This window comes from Hoeflea sp. 108 (genome assembly GCF_000372965.1).
GTDB lineage: Bacteria > Pseudomonadota > Alphaproteobacteria > Rhizobiales > Rhizobiaceae > Aminobacter.
The window spans coordinates 2,208,572-2,232,724 of record NZ_KB890024.1; the positions used below are offsets into that span (position 1 = coordinate 2,208,572).

Here is a 24,153-nt window from a genome sequence, read left to right on the forward strand (position 1 = left end):
CTCCAGGGTAGAATGATAAATTGTGCAACGGCCTGTTGCACAAATGGAGGCGCGGCACGCAGCCGCCCTATGGCTTGCGGACCCTTGCGAGCGTCCGCGAGTGCGATCGGCACGGCTATGCCTTGCGGCGAAGCTCGCCTGCTCGGCGTGCGGCGGGGCGTATCGTTCGGCTGTTTGGATCGGACGTTGATGTCGTCGTACCTAAGTCTGCCCAAGCCTTCAGATCTTCGAGCGCGTAGACCACGCGGCCGCCAAGTTTTCGGTAGGTTGGTCCGGTTCCGTAGGTGCGATGCTTTTCGAGCGTCCGTGGCGACAATCCAAGGAAGAGCGCAGCTTCGTCAGTGCGGACATAACGTGTTGAAAGACCAGACAAGTGCATATGATTTCTCCGTGCTGTGCATGCCGGGGCGGCATGCACGCTCGTACCTCCACAATTTCGTTTGAAGCGGCGACCTGCTGATAAGTCGCAGTAACTGGCCGGTTATGTGGGAGCGGTTGCGCTTCAGCACGTAGCGACTAACCCCATCCGTCGTGTATTCGCCGATATCGCCCTTTCCTCCGCGACCCGACATATTCGACGAGCCGCACCTTCTGGAGGGCAGCGATATCTCGACGCGCGGTTTTCAAGCTTACCTCCCATACCGCCGAGATCTCGTTAGCACCGCAACGGCCTTCCACGACTCGGTCCAGAAACCAGCGCTGCCGCTCGTTGAGTTCTACGGGATCAGGGACATTTAAAGGGTCATGTTTAGGGACACGTTCAGGGTCATTTTTCCGGCCACTCGTTGCTGGTCCACCGCCAACGGCCTCGCCGGCGGCGTAGGCTTCTCTGGTTGCCGAGAGCGAAAAGCGATCGATCCGATGAGCCTGAGCATTCGCTGCGGGCCCCTCGATCAAGCCGAGAACGAAGGCTCGGATGACGGGCGATGAAACCAAAAGGCGCAGAAAATATACGGTGTCTGGGCCGTGTTGTGCCGCAAGCCAATGCTTGACGGTTCTCTCGCTGGCGGCAGTCTGCTGCATGAGCTGCTTCACCGCGCGATGGCTGTCCCCATGCTCCTTGCGCAGCAATTCGGCAATGGTCCTGGCGTAGGCCTCACGGCCACCAAGAACACCCGTCCATAGGGGTAATTTCCTGCCCTTTTTCGGCAACATCTTCCGTTTCCTCCGCAGTTAGACTGGTCTCAGTGCGGATTGGCGGCAGAAGCCCGTCATGCGCTGCGGCGGTTGGTCGCCCGGACCACCGCAGTCGGGGATTGGAGAGGGCGAATTTTGACGAGCCGGAAACTCAACGATGATGATCGATCACAGCAGCCGGAACGTCCTGTTCGGGCTGCCGAGTACGTCCGCATGTCGACAGATCATCAGAAATACTCGACGGAAAACCAAGCCGATGCGATCCGGCACCATGCTGAAGCGCGTAGGATCGAAATCGTCAGGACCTATGCCGATGAAGGGAAAAGCGGGCTGAGCGTTGATGGCCGTGATGCATTCAAGCGCCTGATCGCCGATGTTACGGAAGGCCGGGCCGACTTCGAGATGATCCTCGTCTATGACGTGAGCCGCTGGGGCCGCTTTCAGGATACGGATGAGAGCGCGTACTACGAATACATCTGCAAGCGCGCAGGCGTGCGTGTCCAATACTGTGCCGAGCAGTTCGAGAACGACGGTAGCCCGATCGCGGCTATCATCAAGGGCGTGAAGAGCGCGATGGCCGGGGAATACAGCCGCGAACTCTCAGTCAAGGTTTTCGCCGGTCAGGGACGTCTGATCGAAAAAGGGTATCGGCAGGGCGGTCCAGCGGGTTTCGGCCTGCGGCGAACACTCATCGACGAACACGGCACGATCAAGGGATGCCTCGAGCGCGGTGAGCAAAAGAGCATCCAGACCGACCGCGTGATCCTCACGCTCGGGCCTGACGATGAGGTCAATCTGGTTCGAGAGATCTATCAAGCGTTCGTCTACGCTGGACGTAACGAGAACCAGATTGCCGCCGACCTCAATGCGCGCGGTTTCGTGACCGATCTTGGTCGCCCTTGGACCCGGGGGACGATCCATCAGCTTCTGATCAATGAGAAATATGCCGGCGACAATGTCTGGAACCGCCGCTCGTTCAAGCTGAAGAAAAAGCGGGTCCGCAACACCCCAGAAAAATGGATCAGGGCCAAGGATGTATTCGACGCCATCGTTGAGCGCGAACTATTCGAAGCAGCCAGAACCATCATCAATGCGCGGTCGTTTCGCCTAAGCGACGAAGAAATGTTGCAGGCTCTGCGGGAGTTGTATCAGAAGCAGGGGCTGCTTTCGGGTATCGTCATTGACGAATGCGACGAGTTGCCGTCCAGCAGTGCCTATAGCTCTCGTTTCGGCAGCCTGCTCAGAGCTTACAGCCTGGTCGGTTTCACGCCAGATCGGGACTATCGCTATATCGAGATCAATCGCGATGTACGCAAACTCCACCCTGAAATTCTCCGGGACGTGCTCGATGGTTTGCATGCGACAGGTAGCGATGCCTGGCAGGATCTCCAAACCGATCGGGTAATCGTCAATGGCGAGTTCAACCTTTCGGTGGTGGTGGCTCGATGCTTCGAGACCTCGACCGGGCTTTTGCGCTGGAAATTGCGCTTCGACACGTCGCTCGCGCCCGATATCACTATCGTCGTGCGCATGGACCGCGCCAACCGCGCGCCACTCGACTACTACCTATTTCCGCGCATCGACATGCTCTCCGAGAAGCTTCGGCTGATGGAGGACAATGCTCTGAGGCTCGATGCCTATCGCTTCGACGACCTCGATCTTCTCTATGACATCGCAACACCCGTTCCCTTTTCGGAGGCCGCTTAATGCCTGCCGTTCGCCCCAATCGAATTGAAATGATCCCGATCTCCCGGATCACGGTCTTGAACCCACGCGCGCGCAACAAGCGTCAGCATCGGGAGATCGTGAACAACATCGAAGCCATCGGCTTAAAGCGGCCGATCACGGTGAGCCGCCGTGAAGGAGCCGGTGGTCCGAGATATGATCTGGTCTGCGGGGAAGGGCGGCTGGAAGCTTTCCAGATGCTCGGCCAGTCCGAGATACCCGCTGTGGTGATCGAAGCCAGCGAGAACGAATGTCTTGTGATGAGTCTGGTCGAGAATATCGCCCGTCGCACACCTCGTCCCATCGACATCATGCGGGAAATCGGCGCCCTGCGGTCACGCGGGTATAGCGACGGTGCTATCGGTGAAAAGATTGGTGTCGGGGCGTCCTGGGTCAACATGATCGCATCGCTTCTCGAACGCGGCGAGGAGCGTCTGGTGGCTGCGGTCGAGACCGGGCTCATTCCGATTACTTTGGCGATGGAGATTTCCAAGGCGGAGACGGAGGAGGCGCAGAACCTGCTCCTCGACGCCTATGAAACCGGCAAGTTGAGAGGCAAGAAGCTCGCCGCTGTCCGGCGCATGCTCGACATGCGCATGCGGAGCCAACGCAAGGGGTTGCTGCCGACCGGGCGCCTGGGCAGGAAGACCAATAGTCGACGGCTGACGGCTGCCGATCTCATGGAGATTTATCAGCGCGAGGCCGAGAAGCAGCGCCTCTTGGTCAAGAAATCTGATTTCACTCAGACGCGGCTGCTGTTCATCGTTGAGGCGCTGAAGGACCTGCTTGTCAACGATGGCTTCGTCAATTTGCTGCGGGCGGAGGGGCTGGCAACCATGCCTCGGGCACTCTCCGTCCGAGTCTCAGGGGGCGACCATGGCTGATGGATCAAAAAGCCGGGACGATGGCCATATCCACCTGGCTTTCGGACAGGACTTCCTGACGATTCCGATTGCCTCGATCATGCCGCTCAAGAGCCTCCCGGACGGTGCCAGAGAGAGCCGATCCTATTCGCAGGTTCTGAGTTCCATTAAGGCCATCGGTCTGATCGAAGCGCCTGTCGTCTTGGCGGACCCCAAGAAGGAAGGGACATGGTTCCTCCTCGATGGCCATCTGCGGTTAGAGGCGCTCAAGGAACTTGGCATCACAGAAGTCGAGTGCCTGCTCGCCACCGACGATGACACCTATACCTACAACAAGCGCGTCAATCGCATTCCGCCAATCCAGGAGCACCGAATGATCGTGCGCGCCATGGAGCGTGGAGTCTCGGCTAATGATATTGCGGATGCCTTGAATCTTCAGGTCGAGTCCGTTTTGCGGCGTTTCAAATTGCTGGAGGGGATCAGCCCCGAAGCGGCCGAGATGCTGAAAGATACACCTTGCTCGATGAAGGTGTTCGACATTTTGCGTCAGATGTCGGCCGTTAGGCAGATCGAAGCCGCCGATCTGATGATCGGTCAGAACAATTTCTCGATCATGTTCGCACGTGCGATCCGCGCGGCCACGCCCGATAATCAACTCGTCGCTGCCAAAAAGGGGAAAGGCGCAGCCGTTCCCACCCCTTCCGGTCAGCAGATGGCGCGCATGGAACGAGAGCTGGCGGCTCTTCAGACCCAGGTGGAATCGGTTGAAGAGACCTACGGGGTCGACAACCTGCATCTGACAGTTGCGCGCGGATATATCGCCAAGCTCCTTGCGAACAGCCGCGTCGTCCGCTGGCTGGCGACCCATCAGCAGGATTATCTGGGCGAGTTTCAGAAGATCGCTGAGATCGACACGCTCGGGCCGATTGCCGAGGCGCCGGACGTCTGAACGCGAAATGGGGACCCGGACCCGATAAGCGCGGGGACCATGGGAGAAGCCGCACTTTGGGGCGGATCAAGCATGGTGGTGGGAGTGGCGGCGAACCCGCATGAGGCCCACTAGGCTGGCCGTCATATGGACCAGCCGCATGTGGGCATGCTTGCCCCCATGAGGATTGATGGGCGTGTCGGGAGCGCTGGCCGGCACGCCTATCTCTGCGTGAACTGCTGGCCTCGTAGGCATCATCTGACACCTTGTTGCGCTGCCGAGGTGGCAGGGTCCGAGTCCACGCTTGGTATCGCCCCTCAATTTCCTCCCGCTAGTCCAAGGATAGATCGAAACATCATCTCGTCACCGCGTGAGGCACTGCGTTGCTGTTCTATTCAGCCGGAAGTTTGGCTCTCCTGGGTCGTAGCGATTGCCATTTTGGCCTCGAGACGCGCGGCCTTTTCTGGGGTGTCGATATATTGTGACAGCACCGGCCGAGGACCGAAGACATTCCGGCAGATAATCTGAATCTCCATTCCGAGCCGACGCACTTCAGTGGTTATGGTGGGCACAAGCGCAGCGTGGGCGCGTATCAAGTCGTCGCTCGACCGATCCTGGCCGATCGACATGCGATATGAAAATTGCGTGATCGTCCGATTGAGTTGCCGCACCTTCCGGCTGTCAGAGATGTCGCGGTGCCGTGAGATCATGTTCACCGGCCTGCGCTTGCTGGATCCGCGCACGAGCATACGCGCGGAAATTGGGAAGATCAGCTCGACGTCGCCGGAATGCTCATAGGGCCTCCGCGCATGCACCGCCTGACATGGGTTGTAGGTGCAGACCGGATTGTCCGATGTGAGGAAAGGGGTGCTGGTTTTATTGTGGAGCACCTCAAAGCCGAGTCGGAAGCAGAGATCGCCAAAATTCTTGAACTCGCCCTGCATCGCCAACAGTGTCTCATGCGGATTGATTCCGATGGGAACGGTGTCGAACTGGCCAGCGTAGCGTTCAATTTCTGGCGGAAGCGCGCCGATCTCTTCGCCGACCTTACATTCACTGCGAAGCTTGGCCTCAAGCATCAAGGCATGGCGGTCGCGCGTCGCCGGAACGCGAGCGCGCATAATTGTTTGCATACCCAAGACGTTGAAGGAAATGGCGGGTGACAGTCGGCGTGCCGCGAGCGCTTTGACCGTCTCCGGCCACACAGTCTCAATGGTGTTCCACAAGTCTTCGAAGCGATGGTTCTCCTGGCCACCCTCGGGTAGATTCTGGGAATAGTAGTCTCGCTCGAATCCGATGGCACGCGGGCTCATCGGGTGTGGGTCTTCGGGGGCCTCGCTGCGGTAAACCTGTACGCGACCACGTTCATCCGCAAAGCCGTCCATATACACGGCCGAGATGAAGTGGTGCCGGCGGTTGTTGCGGTTGGCATCGCTCCCCCTGGGATTCAGGACGCTGAACGGCCGCACGTCATCATCGACGGGCACGTTGCCCCATGTGCCGAAATATGTGGGAGGCTTCGTCATGTGTCGGCCTAGCGAGGAAGGCGACGCTGGATACCTTCCAAAAGATACGCGATAAGGAGGGGTAAGCCGCGCATTTCGATGCCCATTTTTCGACGCTCGTTCACGGCCGCTAGCAAATCCTGCCACTCCGAGAGAAGCTCCGCTTCGTCCTCCTTCGTCAGGATGCTGAGGTCGATATCGTTCCCCAGACGTTGTCGGAGAAAGTCGAAGATCGTTCCGTTTCCGATCTCAGTTTTTGCTTCGGCGACCGTCAGATCGTCGTAGCGGCCGGTGTCAATCGCGCCGTTTAGATAGAATGCAATAAATGTAAGCGTAGTGATTCGCATTTCTCGCGGTTCCTATGGAGCGGGATCTAAATATATTAGATTCGCGCAATGATATTCGTCACGCGTCTGGATCGCTACTTCGTCAACCATTGTCCATATGCTTCCACATCGATCATTGGCACGGTCCCGCTGAATTGAAGCTGAGATATCAATTTGAACAGGAATGCCGTTGCCGGCTTGTTTTCGTTGACGAAACTGTAGCTTGAGATCGCTTGGTCGAAGAAGAAATGGCCATGTGACGCTACGCAGCCGATGTCGAGCCTCCCGTCGCCGATGTCGGCGACAAGCGCCTTCTCAAATGACGGTCCCAGCGCCGGACTCCATTCGCTCTCAAAGGTCAGGAGGCCGCCCAAGATTGGGATCAACGGTTTCGCCGGATAGACACCCTTGGCGTATGGAATGGGGAGGCTCGTACGGTGCAGGCGACGAACGCTCGCGACCTTCTCCTGTGCGTATGCGACTAGGCCGGCGTTCGCCGTCTGCTTCGCCTCGAATACGGCATACACGCTCTCCGCGGGAATGATCGTCTCGTTTTCGTACGTGAAGATGAAGGGGGAGTATTGACGATCAAAGATCACGACATCGATCTGCTGGCTGAAGTTTCCGAGGCTGTCTACCACATGTGCCTTTGCTGCTTGGTAGCGCTTCGGCAAATACGTCTCCAACATGCTGATCCAGACATTCTCGCTCGCATCACCCTTCGTACCCGGATGGTTGAACGACTTCCGAACGGTTGCGAGACGCTGCTGAATATCTTCATGCAACGAGGAGAGAAGCTGGGACAGAGACCATTCTGACATCGGTAAACCTCACTGTGATTCTAAAGCTTGCCGTCAGGACAGCGGAAATTTCGGGCCGAACAGTTCGCGCCAGGCGCGCAACGCTTCACCGTTCCGGCCGCGACGTACATGGTCGATTGCAAGAGTTGCTTCGCGCTCCGCCGCACGCAGAAGGTCGCGCGCTCGCGTTTTGCGCGCAGTGTCCATTCCGTTGCTGATCGCGGGGCCGAGGCCAGCGGGGTCGGGCCACTCATCGAAAATCCGCGCCGCGAGCGTCGCAAAGAACCCCTGAATCTCGCGATCAAAGCTGCCGCCCCAGCCGCCATGTAGGCACTGGAGCGCCATTACCTCGATGAGGAATGAGGGCTTCACCGGCTTCTCGCCGTGCTTTGTTTTGTTGTTCCAATATTTTACCATCCGCACGAGGCCTTTCCATTCGTTGGAATAAGCCTGATGCGCGGCGGTGGCCTCTGCGGCATGGGTTTGAGGGTTGGTTCCGATCCACTTGCCGAGTTCATTATCGGGGATCTCGAAATCATCGTCCTTATCGAACGCCGGAACGATATCGACGCTGATGACGCGATAATCGGTATTGTCGTCAGTATCGGCCTTTACGCCGAAATCGACGTTGATTGAGCGGTTCTGCTTCTTGGCCTTGTCGCCATATTTTTCCGCCAAAGCGTTATGAAAGTCGGTCAACACCACCGATGGCGACTTCGAGCGGTAGTGATCCTCGGAGGACTTCAGGACGAAGAATATGTCGACGTCCTTCAACGGCTTCGTCTTGGTCCACCGTGCATATGACCCGGTGAGGAAGCTACGGTCGATCTTGAACTTAGTGTCGAGGTAGTCCCGGACCTCCTTCTGGCGTGCGGACGCGTTAGCTTGCTCCCTATCATTGAGTTCAAGGCGGCTTTTGAATTTCCGAAACGCTTCATCTACAGTGAGCATCAGGCTCTCCTCAGATATGATGTGCTGGCGCCGAGGCCACTGTGCTCGACGGTCGTTCCGAGGCTTTGCCGAACCATACCCTCTGTTGAGCGTCCGCTCGCCTTGCTCCAGCCAGCCACGTCCGGGCGGCCGGGCTTGCTTTGCAGAAGCAGCCGATATCGAGCCTCACTCGGTGCTAGGCCCGCTTTCTTGATCGCGTATCTAAGTTGCTCGGTATCCGTCCAGAAATTGCCGTCGCCGCCAGACCAGCCGTACGCGATGTCGATGTCCCACCGGAAAATCAGCGTATCCGTTTTCGGATTATAGATTTCCAGCTTTACGGTTTCGAGATCGCCAGTGTTCAGCCACGTCTGGACACCGCGCATGTTCAAGTCCCAATCACCGACGAACTCCGACGGATCAAGGCCGCTTAGACGAATGATGTCCTTCAGGCTCTTGAGGATATTGTCGGCCACATAGGTGACGGAGTGGGTGTAGGTGTTGACGGCGACGCTGGTCATGAGCCGAGAAACCCTTTTTGGTCGAAGACAAGGGTCTGCGATTTCGTCGTCGCTGCCTCATCCGCGCTGGATACGGCCGCGCTGAGATCGCGCGCCGTAATGCGGGTGCTGTGCTTTTTCAGGGCGCCCTGAACCCAGGTGAGATCATCAGCCAAGCAGGGAAGCGAAACTCGCCAGTCGCCTTTCAGCGGGTCGAAGCCGAGAGGGGCCTCGTTAGCGTCCGAGCCTTCGACTGCATCATCATCATAGATGCAGTAGATGCGGGTGCGGGGACCGTCACAGGTCACGGTGATCGCGGCGTCCTTCGGCGCTTGATCCGCGATGACGCTGGCAGCTATGCCGGCGACGGCGAGAAGCTCGGTGCGCGCATCGCTGGTTTTGCCTTGGGTCAACAGGTCGACTATCGCGGCCCAGGTTCGAGCGGTGTCGCGTTCGGGTGTGCTCTTGAAGGTGCGGCTGGCGACGGTGCTCACGATGCCTTGCTTCCCAAAATGCGCCCCGTTTTGGCGGCGCGCGCGGCGGCAAGCAGATCTTCAATCGTTACCCGTTCCGGGTTCATAGCGGTTTGCGGGCTGCTGGCCAAAGCATTGGCCACCATTTTGCGGATGGCGCGTCCATCAAGGCCGACGCATTCCGCAGCACAGCGGTCAAAACCAGCAACGGTGGGCAATCTCGCGATGGCCGGATAGGACCTTCCGAGACCGGTCAGGCAATCCCTCAAGATACGGGCGCATGCCTCGCGGTCTGGCAAAGGCACGTGGACGACTAGGTCGCAGCGCGAGGTGAAGGCCGCATCGACGGCCTGGGGAAAGTTGCTGGTGGCGAGAAACAGCAGATTCGGGTGCTGCTCGGCGAGAGCGTCGAGCTGAACGAGGACAGCATCGGTCGCGCGGTGGATGTCGATCGGATTGGCTTCGAGGCTCATCTTCGACCGGTCGGCCGCCAGCGTTTCGACCTCATCTAGAAGGACGATCGTCGGGCCAGCCGCAGCTGACTCCGCGATCGATTGTGAAAACAGTTCCGACACCGCCCGTTGCGTTTTGCCCATTGCAGAGCTGGTCAGTGCGTGCGGTTCGACTTCGAGGAGGCGGAAGCCGCCGCCCTGGAAGGATTCGGCCGTGCGGTGCGCTAGTCCCTTGGCGAGAGAAGTTTTGCCCGTACCTGGCGGTCCGACGAGCAGGATCACTCCATGCAGCGGAATGACGTTGCGATCGACCTTTCCCCGCATCGTGAAGTTCAGCATCGCCTGAGAGAGGAGCTGCGCTTTCAGGCGCTCCTCCAGGATGATCGAGTCCCAGAGAGAACCAAGTTTGGGATCGGGAAGCCGGCGTGCGCGCTGAATACCCTTCGGTCGGTCGAAATCGTCATTTGGTACGGCAGCCAGCTTCTGCATCGCCAATCGTCCTCTCGTCGCCTGTCCGGCGTGGTTGAAAAAAGGCGCCCGGGAGAGCGCGGTTTCAGGGATCAACCCTTCGGGGGGAAAGGGTCATTGCCATAGGAGTTCGCGTCCCGGATGCGGCCATCGGGGCGATGGATGACCACTTCACCACGCTCACGGATCGCGGTGCTGCGCGCCGCTTCCGTAGCCTGGGCCTGTGTGTCGTGGATCGACCCGACCCGCGATGCTCCCTCACGGCGCGCCGCCCAACCGGACTCATGGGGAACGACATGGATGCGCTTGGACATTCTCTATCTTCCTTCTGCTCGCAGTCGGCCGAATCCAACACTCGTCGACGAGCTATGGATTCCAGAGTGGGGTAATGTTGTCAATAAGCACAATATTAATGTGCTTATTAAGCACATAATGTTTGCGACGTTGACATCTTGGTTTGCTGGGAGCAAACATGCGCGATGTCGGACGAAGTGATTTACAAGGCGTTTGGGCGCGTCGTCGCCACGCGGCGAAAGAAGCTCGAGCTCACTCAGGCTGAGTTGGCAGCCAGAGTTGGAATGTCACGAGCGTCTGTGGCCAATATCGAGAGCGGCCGGCAAAACGTGCTGCTGCATCATGTTTACAGCCTCGCGTCGGCGCTGGAGTTTTCCAAAGTCTCAGACCTGCTGCCGGCGCAACCTAAACCAGAGACTCAGGAGGATTTCGACATGATCTTGTCAGACGAAACGGTAACCGCGCGGGGCAAGGCCCAAATTACGGATCTGATTGCGAGTGCGCTCGCTCGGCGCGGATCCCCGAAGGCTGGGTCGTGAGGGCGGATCCAGAAAGGGCTCGGGAAGCTGCGCGCAGCATCTTGCAGGAGTTCGGAGTAAAGGGGGCGCCGATCCCGGTCGAACGCATCATCAAGGCAAGAAACATCGTCCTTCAATATGCTCCATTGGAGGACGACCTCTCGGGAATGGCCTTCATAAAGGACGGTGTCGGCATCATTGGCGTCAACGCTCTGCACCATCCTAACCGACAACGATTCTCGGCCGCACACGAGCTTGCGCATCATGAACTGCATGCCGATGAGATTCGTAAGGCCGTTCACGTCGACAAGGGATTTCGGGTTCTGTTGCGGGATGACATCTCTTCACAAGGCATCGATCCGCTAGAGATCGAAGCCAATGCCTTCGCCTCGGAACTCCTGATGCCACGGGATTTTCTCGCGAGCGCGTTGGACGCAAGTGGATTGGATATCGAGGATGATGCTGGAATAGAGGCGCTTGCCAAAAAATTCCGGGTCAGCGCGTCGGCCATGCGATTTCGTCTGGCTGGACGCTTCTAGGTCGAGGCAGCTGGATGAGCTTCGTTTTCTTCGACACAGAAACAACGGGGCTTAGGCACGGCTTCGACCAGATCGTACATTTTGCGGCAGTCCGGACAGATAACAATCTCAATGAGATCGATCGGTTTGAGGCGCGTTCGCGTCTCCTGCCGCACGTGGTTCCTCACCCGAGCGCTCTGCGCACAAACGGCCTACCTATTGCGCGGCTGGTCGATGAGGGGCTTCCTTCGCACTATGAGATGGTCTTGGCCATCCGACGGAAGCTTCTGTCGTGGTCTCCATCGGTCTTCGTAGGCTACAATTCCATTCGTTTCGACGAGGAGATGCTTAGGCACGCCCTTTTTCAAACCCTTCATTCAGCCTATCTGACGAGCAATCACGGCAATTGCCGAGCGGATGCTTTGGGCCTGGTGATGGCCGCCTCGGCTCTTTCCCCTGCTTGCATTGCTGTGCCACTCGGTCCGGAAGGGCGTCCGGTATTCCGGCTGGAGCAGCTTGCGTCGGCAAATGAGGTCGCACACGCGCAAGCTCACGACGCTATGGCAGATGTCGGCGCCACGCTCGGTCTTTGTCGATGCGTGCATGAACGCGCACCTGAACTCTGGCAGCGCTTCGTACGATTTTCAAAGAAAGCGACGGTCGGCGATTTCGTTGACTCCGAGGACGGTTTTTTCCTCACGGAATTTTTCGCCAACGAGGCATACCACACGCCGGTCGTCTGCGTGGGCCGGGATCCGGAACAGCCTAACGGTCGGTTGTGCTTGCGGTTGGACATTGACATGGAGCGGCTTGCCTCGTTGCCGGATGAGGCGTTGCGCGCAGAACTGACAGCGAAGCCGAGCCCTGTTCGTCGCCTCAGAATCAACGCCGCGCCTACGCTGACAGCATTCTATGATGCTCCGGATCAGATGCTGAATGGCGCCAACCTCGACGACTTGGAAGCCCGTGCTCGCGAAATGAAAGAGGACGCGGCGTTCTGCGCCCGAATCGTCTCGTCCTACGTGGCCACGCGCGAACCACGCCCGCCCTCCATTCATGCGGAAGGGCGGATTTATGAGGGTTTCCCCGGACCTGATGATGAGGCTCGCATGGCGGCCTTCCATGATGCGAGCTGGCCCGAGGCGTTGGCCATTGTTCAGAGCTTTGATGACGAGCGCCTTCGAACGTTTGGCCTTCGCCTAATCTATTTTGGCGGTCGATCGGCCTTGCCAAATGATGTGCGGCTCATAGTGGAGCGCGGATTAACGGATCGGTTGATCGACGATGAAGCCGGCGGTTTGACGCTGAACCAGGCGCTGCAAGAAACGCAGACGTTATTGGATGGCAGTGGGGCTGAGGGCGATGGCATCCTGGCCGGCTACCGAAACTACCTGATTAACCGGATCGAGCGGGTGACTGAATTTCGTTCTAAGCAATTCGCGATCTAGCTTGGTTTGATCGCTATATGAGTGTGTGCGTGTCGAGCGGATGCTCTGCCGCTCTTCGAGAAAATCCTGCCTAACCTTTCAGAATCACGCGGTATGGTGCCATCAATCAAAGACCAAATCGCAACTTGCGGGTACGCGTTCGTCCAAGACTATCGTCCGGAAGTGGACACCCTTGGGGTCGCGACTGAGCTTGGTGTGCCACTCGCGCCCTGGGAGGGAGGACTCATCCAGAAATTAGTCCCTCGTGCCAGCGCGGCGCCAAACACTTATAGCGGGATTTATGGTCTCGACCGTTTCCCGTTTCATACTGATCTTGCCCATTGGCGTCAGCCGCCCCGCTATCTGCTGCTTCGCTGTATTAAGGGCTTTCTCGACGTTCCGACGCTCCTGATAGACGGGCAAACGATCGTCGATACCGTCACACTCGACGTCCTGACCCGCGCGATCGTCAAACCGCGACGGCCGCAGAACGGCGCCGTTCCTCTGCTGCGCCTCTGCGAACAAGTCGACAATGGTCACCGTGTCAGATGGGACGAGGTTTTCCTCAAGCCCGCCAGTAGGGTCGGAGAGGGAGCCAGCCAACAGATCACGACCCTGTTGTCGGAAGTCGATCCTCGGTCAATCGCGCTTGCTAATGCAGGCGACACACTTCTCGTCGACAACTGGCGCATGCTGCATGCGCGATCACGAGTTTTCGAAGGACGGGAGAGCCGGATGATTGAACGAGTCTATTTGGAGGCGTTGATTTGAAGCAGATAGTAAAAGCGGGTGATACGCCGGCCACGTGGCACCCAGAGGCGTTATTCGTCAAAGCCCAGCGGTATATTGAGAACATGCTCGCCGTCGACAGCGAGCAATGGGAGTATGCTCTTTGGTCGAGCCTGTCCCTCGAGTTTCTTGCCAGAGCCGCGCTTGCCAATGTCAGCCCCGCACTGCTGACGGAAAACAAGGAAGGCTGGTCTAGTCTTTTCCACGCCCTTGGTTTTGAACCGACCGAGGCAAAGTTTACGCCAAAGTCGATACCGGTCAGCGAGGCGTTCCGCCGCCTCGCGGCGATCTTTCCGGAGTTCACCAAGGAACATGCTGATTTCGGCATCTTGCATACCGGCCGCCGCAATAGCGAACTGCACTCCGGTGAGGCCGTCTTCGAGAACGTCAATGCGGTCATCTGGCAGCCACAGTTCTATCAGGTCTGCGAGGTTCTCCTTCGTTCGATGGGCATGTCGCTACCCGACTTCATTGGGCAGTCCGAGGCGAAAGTCGCTTCCAAGCTCATCGCCGCCGCGGTCGATGACAGTGCTAAGGCGGTTCTGGGAGATGTTGAAGCCCACAAGAAAGTCTGGGCCGGGAAGGGCGACGAGGAGCGCACTACGCTCAGTCAGTCGGCAGCTGTTTGGGCAACCCGCCACGCCGGCCATCGGGTGAACTGTCCATCTTGCGCTTCCCAGGCGTTGGTCGTGGGTGAGCCCGTCACCGCGCCGACACAGAAACTTGATGACGGCGAGATCACCGAGACGCAGGAATATCTGCCCAATCGCTTTGAATGCATCGCTTGCGGCTTGAAGATCAACGGCTTTTCGCGCCTCGCTGCGGCTGGCCTTGGCGAGCGCTACAAGAAGACCCAGGTCTACGATGCAGCGGAATATTATGCGCCGCAGGACGACCATGAAGGCTATGAGGATGACAACAACGAGCGTTGATCGCTGCCCAGTAGTTTTGACGCGGTTCAAACAGCTGCGAAGTGAGTGACGGCGAAGCACTACTACGACTTGGCGAGGCGGCCGCTGCGTCTGCCTACCCAATCATGACTGCCCCCCAGTATGGATGCTCTGCGCTGGCATCAGGATAGAGCGTTTCCTCGGCTAAGTCGGAACGCTTCTGATGAGGCTAATGGATATTTTAGATGTAAAATATTGATTTTGCTATAGAAATAGCAAGTCAATTGGAGCTTTCCGCAAATCAAGAAAAGCGCGAAAACTGATAAAGTACCACCCGACTTGATGAGGCCCCCGAAGCGATAAGAAACTGATTAATAAGGATTTCGTGACGGAGCGGGATCATGCGTGACATGCAATGCCCGAAGGGTATCGAACGGGATTGTTGTGGACCAGCACGATTGCCGTCGCCGACAGCTCCAGAGCGCGCTTGATGACTTCGCGCGGGTAGACGGGCGTGTGGTCGACAGTGCCCGTCTGCTGGACTTCGTCGGCGATCAGCGCGTTTTTCTTGTCGAGAAACAGGATGCGGAACTGCTCGCGCTCCTCGAAGGCCATGGCCGCCCGGCAATAGTCGAGCACCTTGGTCCAGGATGACAGCACCTCGCGGCGGCTGATCTCGCCACGCGCCATGCGCCTTGCAGCTGCTGCGATCACCTTGAGGTCGAGCGCTACCGCCGGGCCGACACCTTTTACCTCCTGCAGCAGGCTCGGCGGCGCGCCGAGAACTTCGGCCAGCGTACCGAAGCGCGCGAGCAGGGCCTTGGCCACGGGTTTGGTGTCGGTACGTGGGATCAGCCGGAACAGCAGCAGTTCGAGCAGCTCATAATCTGCAAGCGCATCGCCTGAAGCAACGAAGCGTTCACGCAGCCGGTCGCGATGGCCGAGATAGTGGGGCTTGTCAGCTGCCTTGGCAGGTTGCTCGGGCGCGGTGCCAGCTTTTGCGGGCGGCAACGTCCGCTCGCCGAAGAAACCGCGTTCGTCGTGGTCGTTGCCAGCCATATCAGCCGATGTCGCCCCCGCCGGAATGAACCCGGCGAAACGATCTTATGCGGGCAGACCCGGGCGGTCGAGCCCCTTGGGCGAGAGCGTGAAGATCTCGCAGCCGGTGGCGGTTACACCCACCGTGTGCTCGTATTGCGCCGACAGCGAACGGTCGCGGGTGACCGCAGTCCAGCCGTCGGACAGCACCTTCACATGTGGCCGGCCGAGATTGATCATCGGCTCGATGGTGAAGATCATGCCTTCGCGCATCTCGACGCCTTCATTGACGTTGCCGTAGTGCAGGATGTTGGGCGCGTCATGGAACAGCGCGCCAACGCCATGGCCGCAGAAGTCGCGCACGACCGAGCAGCGTTCGCCTTCGGCATAGGTCTGGATGGCGGCGCCGATGGCGCCGGTACGGGCGCCGGGGCGCACGGCGGCCACACCGCGCATCAGGCATTCATGGGTGACCTCGAGCAGGCGCTCGGCGGCGCGCTTGATGCTGCCCACCGGGTACATGCGGCTCGAATCGCCATGCCAGCCATCCAGGATGTAGGTGACGTCGATATTGACCACGTCGCCATCCTTGAGCGGCTTGTTGTCGGGAATGCCGTGGCAGACGACGTGGTTGATCGAGGTGCAGCTGGATTTGGTGTAGCCGCGATAATTCAGCGTCGCGGGCATGGCGCCATGGTCCATGCCGAACTCGAAGACGAAGCGGTCGATGGCTTCGGTCGTCACGCCGGGCGCAACGCGGTCGACCATCTCGTCGAGGCAGCGGGCGGTGAGCTGGCAGGCCTTGCGCATGCCTTCGAAGGCATCCGCGCCATAGAGGCGGATCTGGCCGGTATTCCTGAGGGGCGCCGTGGCGGCGTCGAGATAGCTGACCATGAACTTCTGCCGGGTGTTTTCAGGATATGCGCAAGGATTTGCGGGATGTCGAGGCAGATTTGGCACCTGACGCGCCAGGTTTCAACCCGCAAAGGCAAAACCACCGGCAAATGCGGCCTCAGGAGGGTCAAAAACGCGGTCTTCAGCCGGGCGTGGCGCTCTTAGCCGGCTCGGCCAGCACTTCCCTCGGGCGCGGTGCCGCCGGATCGGCAGGCCGCAGCAGCATTTCGTCATGGAGCCAGCCCTTGCCGGCAGGCGTCGAGACCAGCGCCCATTTGCCGTCGCGGGCGAAGACGCGCACCATCTCGCCCTGCTTCAGGCTGTAGATGACAGGGGCCGTCACGCTCGGGCGTTTGCGCAAATAGACGGTCGTGCTGGTGTACAGCACGTTGAGCAGTGGAGCGGTGTTCTGCGCCTTGGCCGCAGTTTCCTTCGGCGAGTCCGTCTTTGCGCTGGTCGCTGGACGCGGCAGCGGCGTCGGTGGGCGGGAGATGGAGGCTGTCGCAAGATCGGCGGCGGGCTTGCGTGGGCCGGAGGCGCTGTCCGGACGGGGCGTGGCCTTCGTCGCGCCCACCGGTTTCGGAGCCGTGGCTGCCGGCTTGGGCTGCTGGGCTTTGGCGGTCTTTACGGGTTCGACATCGACCTTCGGCCGTACGACCTCGACGCCCGGCTTGGCGGTCTGGACAGGCTTCGGCCTTGCTACGGTCGCCTCCTTGCGCGGAGCGATTTCAGCCTTCGGACGAGAGGCGGAGCGGGCAGGGCGGTCGTCGAACTTGAACTTGCTCGGCGCTTCCTGCGTCATCGCCCAGCCGCCGGCAGCAAGCGCGCCGAGCAGCAGCCATCTCATCTTGGGAAGGGCGAATCCAGTCATGGGCTGAGTCTGGACTTCAGAGCTTAAAACCGCGTTGACGTTGGCCACGCCCGGCCAGGCAGTCAGGCCTTCTTCAGGAACTCGGTCCTGAGCACCAGGCCTTTGACCTGCTTGGTGTTGCATTCGACCTCGCCGGCATTGCCGTTCAGCCTGATGTTTTTGACCAGCGTGCCGCGCTTGATGGTCTCAGAGGTTCCCTTGACCTTGAGATCCTTGATCAGCGTCACCGAATCGCCGTCGGCGAGCTGCGTGCCGTTGCTGTCTTTCACCACGATATCGTCGGACATGATTCTCTCCACTTCATCAGGGCCGCCTCATGGTTGAGGCGACGCTTCATCTATCCTTTGGCACAGGCGATCGCGGCCTTGCCAGTCCGGCGTTGCGCTGCGGCGGCACTTTCCGCAGCTTGTCAGCCTTATGCCGTCGGCGAAGGACGGCAGGGAATCACGCTGCGCTGAGGTGCTCCCACAGGATTGTCGTTCCCATGCCGAGAAGCACGATGCCGGCGGCCACTTCGGCAAGTTTCCCGAAGCGGGCGCCGATCACTCCTCCCAGCAATATGCCGGCGGTCGACATCATGAATGTCGCGAAGCCGATCGCGATCGAAATCAAGACGATCCCTGCAAGGTCCACGCCGATGAATGCCAGCGACAGCCCCACGGCCATGGCGTCAAGACTTGTGCCCAGCGCCGTGGCAACCAGAACAGGCAATGAATTGCCGATCTGAGACCTGTCGCCCTCATCGCCATGGAATGCGCTGTAGATCATGTGCAGTCCGACCGCGGCCAGGAGCAGGAATGCCAGCCAATGGTCGAAATGTGCGACCCAGCCATTCGCGGCAATGCCGGCCGACCATCCCAGGAAGGGGGTGATGGTTTCCACCACGCCGAAGATGATGCCGGTGCGCAGGGCCTGGCCGATACGGGCACGGTTGAATGTCGTTCCGCGGCCAACGGCAACAGCGAAGGCATCGACGGACATGCTGATGGAGAGCAGGAAAATAGCTGCGATGGGCATGATGAGAACCAGCGGACGGAATTGGACCGGGCACTTTGTCATCCGTCCGTCGTCGGATGGCTGCTGCCACGGTCTTGCCGGGTCGAACGATGTCGACTGACCGCACCACGCCACAAGGCGATCGTGTTGATGAGGTCCCACTTGCGTGGTGGCTACTCCCCGATGGCCGACCATCTATTGCAGGACGGAAAATATATCAAATAAAACAAATAGTTGAACAATTCTGATTTGCATTTGCAACTGCGTCGGAAGGTCGTCGGCTTCGTCTCTGCATTGCCAGCCCAGTGTCGGCCATGAACGTCTTGTCGACCGCAGGTTTCACAATTGGGGAGTGTGCTGCTTCGCGCGTGGAACTGTCCCTATGAGACTTAAGGGGAGTGGCGCACTGCTTCCGGCGCAATGCTCAGGCCTGCCGCTCCAGGTCGCGAATCTGTTCTGGGTTCCCGCACATCAACTTCGCGCCCGGCGGCTTCGTTGGCCAGGCAGGTGGTCTGCCTCGAAAGGTAGATGCGGACCAGCGCGACCGTCTTGCCCGATGCAGAACATCACTGCATTGATGCTTGAAGCTGAAGCTTTTTGAAGAGGAAAACCTGGTACGCCCAAGGGGAATCGAACCCCTGTTACCGCCGTGAAAGGGCGGTGTCCTAACCGCTAGACGATGGGCGCGCTCAGGTGAGGCGGGGTATACTTAGCTTGTTCGCGATAGGCAACCCGTCTTTTGCTGCATCGCCAAATTTTTTTAGCCACGACGTCCACAGCGCCAGTTCCAGTCGCGTTCCGGGCCGACGTCGACGTGGACGGAAGTGGTGTGGCAGTACGTTCCGACGCCGCCGCGACCGGGCATGGCGCGCAGATAGGTGGCAAGTTCCCACTTGCTGACGCCGGGCACCTGGATGTCGGCTGCGGCGCAATACATGTGCTGCGAGTTCTTGGCGCCGCGGGCGCGTCGGTTGCGCTCCGGATTACGATAGCCCGATGTGACGACCATCTTCTTGCCGAAGTGCTGCTCGACCGATTTCAGGATGCGCACCAGCGACGGCTTGAGGCAGCCGACATCGACACTTTCATGCTGCTTGAGCAGACCGTTGGGAGCGAGGCGGGCCATGCCGGCGGCCGAAGCCACCTGGTAGAGCTCGGGGTCTTCGTCCTCGTGCAGATCGACGTCGCTGTCGTCGTTGAGACCCGACTTGCGCTTGATCTCGAACAGATCGGTGGTGCGCACGCCAGGCAGTGCCCATTCCGAATCGCTGCCCGACGAGCTGCCGCCGAGCGACGCGAGTTCGAGCGGCTTCGAACCGGATTTGGCCGACGCAAGCGAGATGAGCGGTTTTGATTTTTCTTCGGCCGGCTTGGCCTCGGCCGCCGGTTCCGGCGCGGCGGTCGTCGTTGCGATCACCGGCTTGGATTTCTGTTCCGCGGGCACGGGAGCAGCCTTCGCCGGCGAAGAACCGAACAGTGAGGCAAGGAAGCCCTTTTTCTTGGGCGCTTCCGGCGCGGCGGCCGGCCCGTTGGTCAGATAGAATCCGGTGTCCTGCTGGACGGGGCCCTTGGCGGGCTTGGCGTCTGCCGTCTGCTGCTCGGGTTCGGCCTTGGCTTGCTCCACGGCCGCAGCCGTCTGCGGCTGCTGCTCGGCGTCGACGATCGCCACTTCAGCCGGCGTTTCGCTGCCCGGCTTCATGATCGGTACATAACCGACCTGATCGGGGAGGGCGGTGTCGCCCTCGACACTCATGGCAAGGGCCGTTGCCGGAGTGCCGGGTTGGCCGGTGGCGGTCGCAACTTCGGCCGTTGCCGTCTGGGCGGTTGTTCCTGCGGTCAGGGCAGGATTTGCGATGTTGAGGTCGGGCTCGCCGGTGGCTGTGCACGAAACGGCGAGGAGCGAAACCAGCACAGTCAGTGCAACGCCGCATCGCCGGTCTGCGAATCGCAGTCGTCCTGACGTCAAACCGGTCCCCTCTCACGCAAATGCAGGCCAACAAACGCTTGGCAATAAAATCGAACTGCTACGCAACGACGTTTCGGAACAAGAAACGGCACCCGATCATATGGAAGTGATCCCCGACTGCGGGCTAGGCCCCAATTGAGGCGGGATCATGATTGGGCGCCATCTTTTCGCCCCCTTTGTTAAGGGCGTCAACTCACCGCGCATTACGGGGAGTTACACTCGAACCTTCACATAGCTGCCGGGTGCATCTTCTAGCACCCGTCCGCTTACGCCAGGCTTGCGTGGCTCTACGCTGGTGTTATCGGCGGCCTCGATCCAGCGATGCCAGTGCGGCCACCACGAGCCGGGCGTCTCCGTCGCGCCACTCAGCCAATGGTCGAAGTCGCCTGTCGGCTTGCCGTTCGACCAGAATTGATACTTACCGGCGGCAGGTGGATTGACCACACCAGCGATGTGGCCGGAGCCCGCGACGACATATTCGACGTCGCCGCCGAAATACTGGCATCCGAGGAAGACGGAGCGGGCAGGCGCGATGTGATCCTCGCGGGCTGCGAGGTTGTAGACCGGGATGGTGATGTCGGCGAGCGAGACGGTGCGGCCGGCAAGTTCCATCCGGCCTTGCGACAGGTTGTTCTCGAGATAGCAGTTGCGCAAATAGAAGGAGTGATTGGCCGCCGCCATGCGGGTGGAGTCGGCGTTCCAGTAAAGCAGGTCGAACGGCAGCGGTTCCTTGCCGCGCATGTAGTTGTTGACGACGTAGGGCCAGATCAGGTCGCCCGACCGCAGCATGTTGAAGGCGGTCGCCATCTTGGTGCCGTCGAGATAGCCCTTTTCCTTCATCGCGCGCTCGAGTGCGCCGATCTGTTCCTCGTCGACGAACACCTTGAGATCGCCGGCATAGGTGAAGTCGACCTGCGTGGTGAAAAAGGTGACGGTACGGATGCGATGGTCACCCTCCTGCGCCAGCAGCGCCAGGGCTGCGGCGAGCAGCGTGCCGCCGACGCAATAGCCTATCGCGTTGACTTCACGCTCGCCGGTCGCCTGCTCGACGGTATCGAGGCCGTATTGCAGGCCTTCGCGGATATAGGCCTCCCAGTTCTTGAGACCGTGGCGCTGGTCTGGGTTGATCCACGAGATGACGAAGACCGTGTGGCCTTGCTCGACCGCCCAGCGGATGAATGATTTCTGCGGGTTGAGGTCGAGGATGTAGAACTTGTTGATCCATGGCGGGCAGATCAGCAGCGGCCGCTTCAGCACCTTGTCCGTCGTTGGCGCATACTGGATGATTTCTGCGACGTCACTGCGGCCGACCACCTTGCCCGGCGTCATGGCGATGTTCTTGCCGATCTCGAAGCCGGAATAGTCGGCCTGCCGCAACTTGAGGTCGCCCTTGCCGGCGACGATGTCCTCGGCGAACATCTTCATGCCGCGCACGAGGTTTTCACCGTTGCTGGCGACCGTCTCGCGGAACAGTTCCGGATTGGTCAGGATGAAGTTCGACGGCGAGATCGCGTTCGAGACCTGCTTGACGTAGAAACCGGCCTTGTGGCGCGTGTGCTCGTCGAGGCCGTCGGCATGTTCGACCAGATCGCCGGCCCAACGCGTCGTCACCAGATAGGCCTGCTTGAGGAAGTCGAAGAAGGCGTTGCGGCCCCATTCGGGATCGAGGAAGCGCTTGTCGGTGCGCTCCGGCTTGACCGCGTCCTCGACCTGCTCGCCCGACATGCGCTGGACCGAATTGCCCCAGACTTCCATGTAACCGGCAAACAGACGTGTCTGCGCTTCCATTGCCCGTTGCGGATCGGACAGCCAGTATTCGGTCAGCTTGGAAAAGGTCTTGATCACTTCAGTGAAGGGCTCGGCGACGGTGTCGCGCATCTCGCCGCGCTCGCGCGGCTCTGCCCATGCCGCTGCTGCCTTGCCGGCCTGCTCGATCATGCGGGCCATGTTCAGCGCAAAGCGCTCAGGGTCTTTCACCAGATACTGCTCGACGGAGGAGGGGGAATCGCCGCTTGGCTTGTCCGAATCGTCTGCCTTCGCCATGGTCCTCGCAGGTCCTCCCAAAGGGCCTTTTATTGACATACTATCATGCGACGTCTTACCGGGTCCAACGCGCTCTACCGCGCCTGTCGGGGAAACTTTATGACATATAGTGTTGGTCGGCATGTTTTTTTCGGTGCCCGCATGATCGTGTGCGCGGGCATGTTGTCGCTGCCGTTCGCGGCAAGCGGGTGCACCAGCACGAATACGACGGATGCCGGACCGGCGCTGGCAGGCGGACGCGGCGCCCAGGACACCGGCACCTATCCCAATCTCAACATAGCACCCAAGGTTGCCGCCCCCCAACTGACCGACGACCAGAAGACGGCAAAGCTTGCTGAACTTGGGGCGGCAAAGCGTCGCCAGGGTGGCAAGGGCGTTGTTGCTGGTGGTGATTCGAAGGCGATGACGACGCTGGCCAGAGAGCACGGCGCTGACACGCTGAAGGCCATTCAAGGCAAGTGCGACCCTATCGACCCCGCCTGTAATTGAGTATATACCGCGCACGCAAAAGCGCCCCCGTTTACCTGAGAAGCGACATGGAAGAATTTCACAAGGTCCGCCGCCTTCCGCCCTATGTCTTCGAGCAGGTCAACCGACTGAAGGCCAGCGCCCGGTCGCGCGGCGCAGACATTATCGATCTCGGCATGGGCAATCCCGACCTGCCGACGCCCCAGAGCATCGTCGACAAGCTGTGCGAGGTCGTGCAGGACCCGCGCACCCACCGCTATTCGTCGTCGCGCGGCATTCCCGGCCTGCGCCGCGCCCAGGCCAATTATTACGCCCGCCGTTTCGGCGTGAAGCTCAACCCCGACACCCAGGTCGTCGCCACGCTCGGTTCCAAGGAAGGCTTCGCCAACATGGCGCAGGCGATCACCGCCCCCGGCGACGTGGTCCTGTGCCCCGATCCGACCTATCCGATCCATGCGTTCGGCTTCATCATGTCGGGCGGCGTCATCCGCTCGCTGCAGGCAAAGCCCGATGACGGCTTCATCCCGGCGCTCGAGCGCGGCGTTCGCCACTCGATTCCCAAGCCATTGGCGCTGATCCTGAATTATCCGTCGAACCCGACGGCGCATGTGGCGACACTCGACTTCTACAAGGACGTCGTCGCCTTCGCGAAGAAGAACGACATCATCATCCTGTCGGATCTCGCCTATTCGGAGATCTATTTCGACGGCAATCCGCCACCTTCGGTGCTGCAGGTGCCCGGCGCCATCGACGTGACGGTCGAATTCACCTCGATGTCGAAGACCTTCTCGATGCCGGGCTGGCGCATGGGCTTTGCCGTCGGCAATGAAAGGCTGATCGCCGCGCTGACGCGTGTGAAGTCTTATCTCGACTATGGCGCGTTCACGCCGATCCAGGTGGCGGCGACCGCAGCACTGAACGGCGATGGCTCCGACATCGCCGAAGTGCGCGAGGTCTATCACAAGCGCCGCGACATCATGGTGGACGCGTTCTCGCGCGCCGGCTGGGACATTCCGGCTCCGGCCGCAACCATGTTCGCCTGGGCGCCGATCCCCGAGCAGTTCAAGCATCTTGGGTCGCTCGAATTCTCGAAGCTCCTGATCGAGCACGCCGACGTGGCGGTTGCTCCCGGTGTGGGCTTTGGCGAGCACGGCGACGACTATGTCCGTCTGGCGCTCGTCGAAAACGAGCATCGCATCCGCCAGGCAGCGCGCAACATCAAGCGCTTCCTGACGACGACGGCCAAACAGCCCAACAATGTGGTTCCGCTCGCAGCCCATCGCTGAGCGCACCACGGACACTCCAGTACTACCGACCTGAAAGGCGCCGCAGAC

At 59.8% G+C, this 24,153-nt stretch carries 26 protein-coding genes, 1 tRNA gene and 1 pseudogene; 10 read left to right on the top strand and 18 right to left on the bottom strand.

The window, feature by feature from the left end:
- Nucleotides 1-115 precede the first annotated feature (115 nt).
- Nucleotides 116-379: a helix-turn-helix domain-containing protein gene (locus B015_RS32535; RefSeq protein ID WP_081623461.1), complete on the bottom strand. Its 264-nt coding sequence runs from the start codon at nucleotides 377-379 to the stop codon at nucleotides 116-118.
- Nucleotides 380-516: 137 nt separating this feature from the next.
- A complete protein-coding gene (locus B015_RS0110805; RefSeq protein ID WP_018427708.1) occupies nucleotides 517-1,155 on the bottom strand; it encodes a hypothetical protein in 639 nt (212 codons plus the stop codon).
- Nucleotides 1,156-1,272: 117 nt separating this feature from the next.
- Here B015_RS0110805 and B015_RS0110810 point away from each other — a divergent pair, with 117 nt between their 5' ends.
- From B015_RS0110810 to B015_RS0110820, 3 genes are read left to right on the top strand one after another with little or no spacing between them, the layout of a single operon-like run.
- Nucleotides 1,273-2,844 (top strand): recombinase family protein, encoded by a 1,572-nt coding sequence (locus tag B015_RS0110810; protein ID WP_081623462.1) that lies wholly within the window; start codon nucleotides 1,273-1,275, stop codon nucleotides 2,842-2,844.
- Nucleotides 2,844-3,746 (top strand): plasmid partitioning protein RepB C-terminal domain-containing protein, encoded by a 903-nt coding sequence (locus B015_RS0110815; RefSeq protein ID WP_026227140.1) that lies wholly within the window; start codon nucleotides 2,844-2,846, stop codon nucleotides 3,744-3,746. Before B015_RS0110810 ends, B015_RS0110815 begins: the two co-directional genes overlap by 1 nt.
- Nucleotides 3,739-4,674 carry a plasmid partitioning protein RepB C-terminal domain-containing protein gene (locus B015_RS0110820; protein WP_018427711.1) on the top strand — a complete coding sequence of 312 codons (936 nt, stop codon included), beginning with the start codon at nucleotides 3,739-3,741 and terminating at the stop codon, nucleotides 4,672-4,674. Before B015_RS0110815 ends, B015_RS0110820 begins: the two co-directional genes overlap by 8 nt.
- Nucleotides 4,675-5,048: 374 nt before the next feature.
- Here the strand turns inward: B015_RS0110820 and B015_RS0110825 are convergent, their stop codons facing one another.
- The 8 genes from B015_RS0110825 to B015_RS30755 all read right to left on the bottom strand — a co-directional run bounded on the left by B015_RS0110825 (nucleotide 5,049) and on the right by B015_RS30755 (nucleotide 10,421).
- On the bottom strand, nucleotides 5,049-6,179 hold the full coding sequence (locus tag B015_RS0110825) for a DUF4238 domain-containing protein (protein ID WP_018427712.1): 1,131 nt from the start codon (nucleotides 6,177-6,179) through the stop codon (nucleotides 5,049-5,051).
- Nucleotides 6,180-6,187: 8 nt separating this feature from the next.
- Nucleotides 6,188-6,505: a hypothetical protein gene (locus tag B015_RS0110830; protein ID WP_018427713.1), complete on the bottom strand. Its 318-nt coding sequence runs from the start codon at nucleotides 6,503-6,505 to the stop codon at nucleotides 6,188-6,190.
- Between the two features lie 74 nt (nucleotides 6,506-6,579).
- A complete protein-coding gene (gene nucC, locus B015_RS0110835; RefSeq protein ID WP_018427714.1) occupies nucleotides 6,580-7,305 on the bottom strand; it encodes a CBASS effector endonuclease NucC in 726 nt (241 codons plus the stop codon).
- A gap of 33 nt (nucleotides 7,306-7,338) precedes the next feature.
- Complete coding sequence (locus B015_RS0110840; RefSeq protein WP_018427715.1) at nucleotides 7,339-8,235, bottom strand: CBASS oligonucleotide cyclase; 897 nt, start codon at nucleotides 8,233-8,235, stop codon at nucleotides 7,339-7,341.
- Complete coding sequence (locus tag B015_RS0110845; protein WP_018427716.1) at nucleotides 8,235-8,735, bottom strand: hypothetical protein; 501 nt, start codon at nucleotides 8,733-8,735, stop codon at nucleotides 8,235-8,237. Before B015_RS0110845 ends, B015_RS0110840 begins: the two co-directional genes overlap by 1 nt.
- Nucleotides 8,732-9,208, bottom strand: coding sequence for a hypothetical protein (locus tag B015_RS0110850; protein WP_018427717.1), 477 nt, complete (start codon nucleotides 9,206-9,208; stop codon nucleotides 8,732-8,734). The genes B015_RS0110845 and B015_RS0110850 overlap by 4 nt, the downstream gene beginning before the upstream one ends.
- A complete protein-coding gene (locus B015_RS0110855; protein WP_018427718.1) occupies nucleotides 9,205-10,128 on the bottom strand; it encodes an AAA family ATPase in 924 nt (307 codons plus the stop codon). The genes B015_RS0110850 and B015_RS0110855 overlap by 4 nt, the downstream gene beginning before the upstream one ends.
- Nucleotides 10,129-10,199: 71 nt before the next feature.
- The gene (locus B015_RS30755) at nucleotides 10,200-10,421 is read right to left on the bottom strand and encodes a DUF2188 domain-containing protein (protein ID WP_018427719.1); all 222 of its coding nucleotides are present in this window, start codon (nucleotides 10,419-10,421) and stop codon (nucleotides 10,200-10,202) included.
- 165 nt (nucleotides 10,422-10,586) lie between these two features.
- Here B015_RS30755 and B015_RS0110860 point away from each other — a divergent pair, with 165 nt between their 5' ends.
- The 5 genes from B015_RS0110860 (at nucleotide 10,587) to B015_RS0110880 (ending at nucleotide 14,585) form a co-directional block, all read left to right on the top strand.
- A complete protein-coding gene (locus B015_RS0110860) occupies nucleotides 10,587-10,940 on the top strand; it encodes a helix-turn-helix transcriptional regulator (protein ID WP_018427720.1) in 354 nt (117 codons plus the stop codon).
- A complete protein-coding gene (locus B015_RS0110865; RefSeq protein WP_018427721.1) occupies nucleotides 10,937-11,458 on the top strand; it encodes an ImmA/IrrE family metallo-endopeptidase in 522 nt (173 codons plus the stop codon). The genes B015_RS0110860 and B015_RS0110865 overlap by 4 nt, the downstream gene beginning before the upstream one ends.
- Nucleotides 11,459-11,472: 14 nt before the next feature.
- Nucleotides 11,473-12,885 (top strand): exonuclease domain-containing protein, encoded by a 1,413-nt coding sequence (locus B015_RS0110870; RefSeq protein ID WP_018427722.1) that lies wholly within the window; start codon nucleotides 11,473-11,475, stop codon nucleotides 12,883-12,885.
- 93 nt (nucleotides 12,886-12,978) lie between these two features.
- Complete coding sequence (locus tag B015_RS0110875) at nucleotides 12,979-13,635, top strand: TauD/TfdA family dioxygenase (protein ID WP_018427723.1); 657 nt, start codon at nucleotides 12,979-12,981, stop codon at nucleotides 13,633-13,635.
- The gene (locus B015_RS0110880) at nucleotides 13,632-14,585 is read left to right on the top strand and encodes a hypothetical protein (RefSeq protein WP_026227141.1); all 954 of its coding nucleotides are present in this window, start codon (nucleotides 13,632-13,634) and stop codon (nucleotides 14,583-14,585) included. The genes B015_RS0110875 and B015_RS0110880 overlap by 4 nt, the downstream gene beginning before the upstream one ends.
- Before the next feature lie 393 nt (nucleotides 14,586-14,978).
- Here B015_RS0110880 and radC read toward each other — a convergent pair.
- The 8 genes and pseudogenes from radC to phaC all read right to left on the bottom strand — a co-directional run.
- Nucleotides 14,979-15,602, bottom strand: a pseudogene (gene radC, locus B015_RS0110885) (DNA repair protein RadC); the annotation flags it as partial.
- A gap of 45 nt (nucleotides 15,603-15,647) precedes the next feature.
- Nucleotides 15,648-16,475: a type I methionyl aminopeptidase gene (gene map, locus B015_RS0110890; protein WP_018427726.1), complete on the bottom strand. Its 828-nt coding sequence runs from the start codon at nucleotides 16,473-16,475 to the stop codon at nucleotides 15,648-15,650.
- Nucleotides 16,476-16,617: 142 nt separating this feature from the next.
- Nucleotides 16,618-17,346 carry an SH3 domain-containing protein gene (locus B015_RS0110895; RefSeq protein WP_157632712.1) on the bottom strand — a complete coding sequence of 243 codons (729 nt, stop codon included), beginning with the start codon at nucleotides 17,344-17,346 and terminating at the stop codon, nucleotides 16,618-16,620.
- Nucleotides 17,347-17,408: 62 nt separating this feature from the next.
- Entirely contained in the window at nucleotides 17,409-17,633 is a 225-nt protein-coding gene (locus tag B015_RS0110900) for an alkylphosphonate utilization protein (RefSeq protein WP_018427727.1), read from the bottom strand.
- Nucleotides 17,634-17,790: 157 nt separating this feature from the next.
- Nucleotides 17,791-18,363, bottom strand: a complete 573-nt coding sequence (locus B015_RS0110905) for a manganese efflux pump MntP family protein (RefSeq protein ID WP_026227143.1) — start codon at nucleotides 18,361-18,363, stop codon at nucleotides 17,791-17,793.
- A 591-nt stretch (nucleotides 18,364-18,954) separates the two neighbouring features.
- Nucleotides 18,955-19,029, bottom strand: a tRNA-Glu gene (locus tag B015_RS0110910).
- A 73-nt stretch (nucleotides 19,030-19,102) separates the two neighbouring features.
- A complete protein-coding gene (locus tag B015_RS0110915) occupies nucleotides 19,103-20,260 on the bottom strand; it encodes a YcbK family protein (RefSeq protein WP_157632871.1) in 1,158 nt (385 codons plus the stop codon).
- A 261-nt stretch (nucleotides 20,261-20,521) separates the two neighbouring features.
- On the bottom strand, nucleotides 20,522-22,351 hold the full coding sequence (gene phaC, locus B015_RS0110920) for a class I poly(R)-hydroxyalkanoic acid synthase (RefSeq protein WP_018427730.1): 1,830 nt from the start codon (nucleotides 22,349-22,351) through the stop codon (nucleotides 20,522-20,524).
- Nucleotides 22,352-22,396: 45 nt separating this feature from the next.
- On the opposite strand from phaC, the gene B015_RS0110925 reads away from it, so the two are divergent.
- Nucleotides 22,397-22,840, top strand: a complete 444-nt coding sequence (locus B015_RS0110925; protein ID WP_245262155.1) for a hypothetical protein — start codon at nucleotides 22,397-22,399, stop codon at nucleotides 22,838-22,840.
- Between the two features lie 47 nt (nucleotides 22,841-22,887).
- Nucleotides 22,888-24,105, top strand: coding sequence for an LL-diaminopimelate aminotransferase (locus tag B015_RS0110930; protein WP_018427732.1), 1,218 nt, complete (start codon nucleotides 22,888-22,890; stop codon nucleotides 24,103-24,105).
- Nucleotides 24,106-24,153 lie beyond the last annotated feature (48 nt).

Coding starts and splice junctions, on each gene's coding strand:
- B015_RS32535 (WP_081623461.1), bottom strand. CDS start 379: ATGCACTTGTCTGGTCTTTCAACACGTTATGTCCGCACTGACGAAGCT.
- B015_RS0110805 (WP_018427708.1), bottom strand. CDS start 1,155: ATGTTGCCGAAAAAGGGCAGGAAATTACCCCTATGGACGGGTGTTCTT.
- B015_RS0110815 (WP_026227140.1), top strand. CDS start 2,844: ATGCCTGCCGTTCGCCCCAATCGAATTGAAATGATCCCGATCTCCCGG.
- B015_RS0110820 (WP_018427711.1), top strand. CDS start 3,739: ATGGCTGATGGATCAAAAAGCCGGGACGATGGCCATATCCACCTGGCT.
- B015_RS0110825 (WP_018427712.1), bottom strand. CDS start 6,179: ATGACGAAGCCTCCCACATATTTCGGCACATGGGGCAACGTGCCCGTC.
- B015_RS0110830 (WP_018427713.1), bottom strand. CDS start 6,505: ATGCGAATCACTACGCTTACATTTATTGCATTCTATCTAAACGGCGCG.
- nucC (WP_018427714.1), bottom strand. CDS start 7,305: ATGTCAGAATGGTCTCTGTCCCAGCTTCTCTCCTCGTTGCATGAAGAT.
- B015_RS0110840 (WP_018427715.1), bottom strand. CDS start 8,235: ATGCTCACTGTAGATGAAGCGTTTCGGAAATTCAAAAGCCGCCTTGAA.
- B015_RS0110845 (WP_018427716.1), bottom strand. CDS start 8,735: ATGACCAGCGTCGCCGTCAACACCTACACCCACTCCGTCACCTATGTG.
- B015_RS0110855 (WP_018427718.1), bottom strand. CDS start 10,128: ATGCAGAAGCTGGCTGCCGTACCAAATGACGATTTCGACCGACCGAAG.
- B015_RS30755 (WP_018427719.1), bottom strand. CDS start 10,421: ATGTCCAAGCGCATCCATGTCGTTCCCCATGAGTCCGGTTGGGCGGCG.
- B015_RS0110860 (WP_018427720.1), top strand. CDS start 10,587: ATGTCGGACGAAGTGATTTACAAGGCGTTTGGGCGCGTCGTCGCCACG.
- B015_RS0110870 (WP_018427722.1), top strand. CDS start 11,473: ATGAGCTTCGTTTTCTTCGACACAGAAACAACGGGGCTTAGGCACGGC.
- B015_RS0110875 (WP_018427723.1), top strand. CDS start 12,979: ATGGTGCCATCAATCAAAGACCAAATCGCAACTTGCGGGTACGCGTTC.
- map (WP_018427726.1), bottom strand. CDS start 16,475: ATGGTCAGCTATCTCGACGCCGCCACGGCGCCCCTCAGGAATACCGGC.
- B015_RS0110895 (WP_157632712.1), bottom strand. CDS start 17,346: ATGACTGGATTCGCCCTTCCCAAGATGAGATGGCTGCTGCTCGGCGCG.
- B015_RS0110900 (WP_018427727.1), bottom strand. CDS start 17,633: ATGTCCGACGATATCGTGGTGAAAGACAGCAACGGCACGCAGCTCGCC.
- B015_RS0110905 (WP_026227143.1), bottom strand. CDS start 18,363: ATGCCCATCGCAGCTATTTTCCTGCTCTCCATCAGCATGTCCGTCGAT.
- phaC (WP_018427730.1), bottom strand. CDS start 22,351: ATGGCGAAGGCAGACGATTCGGACAAGCCAAGCGGCGATTCCCCCTCC.
- B015_RS0110925 (WP_245262155.1), top strand. CDS start 22,397: ATGCGACGTCTTACCGGGTCCAACGCGCTCTACCGCGCCTGTCGGGGA.
- B015_RS0110930 (WP_018427732.1), top strand. CDS start 22,888: ATGGAAGAATTTCACAAGGTCCGCCGCCTTCCGCCCTATGTCTTCGAG.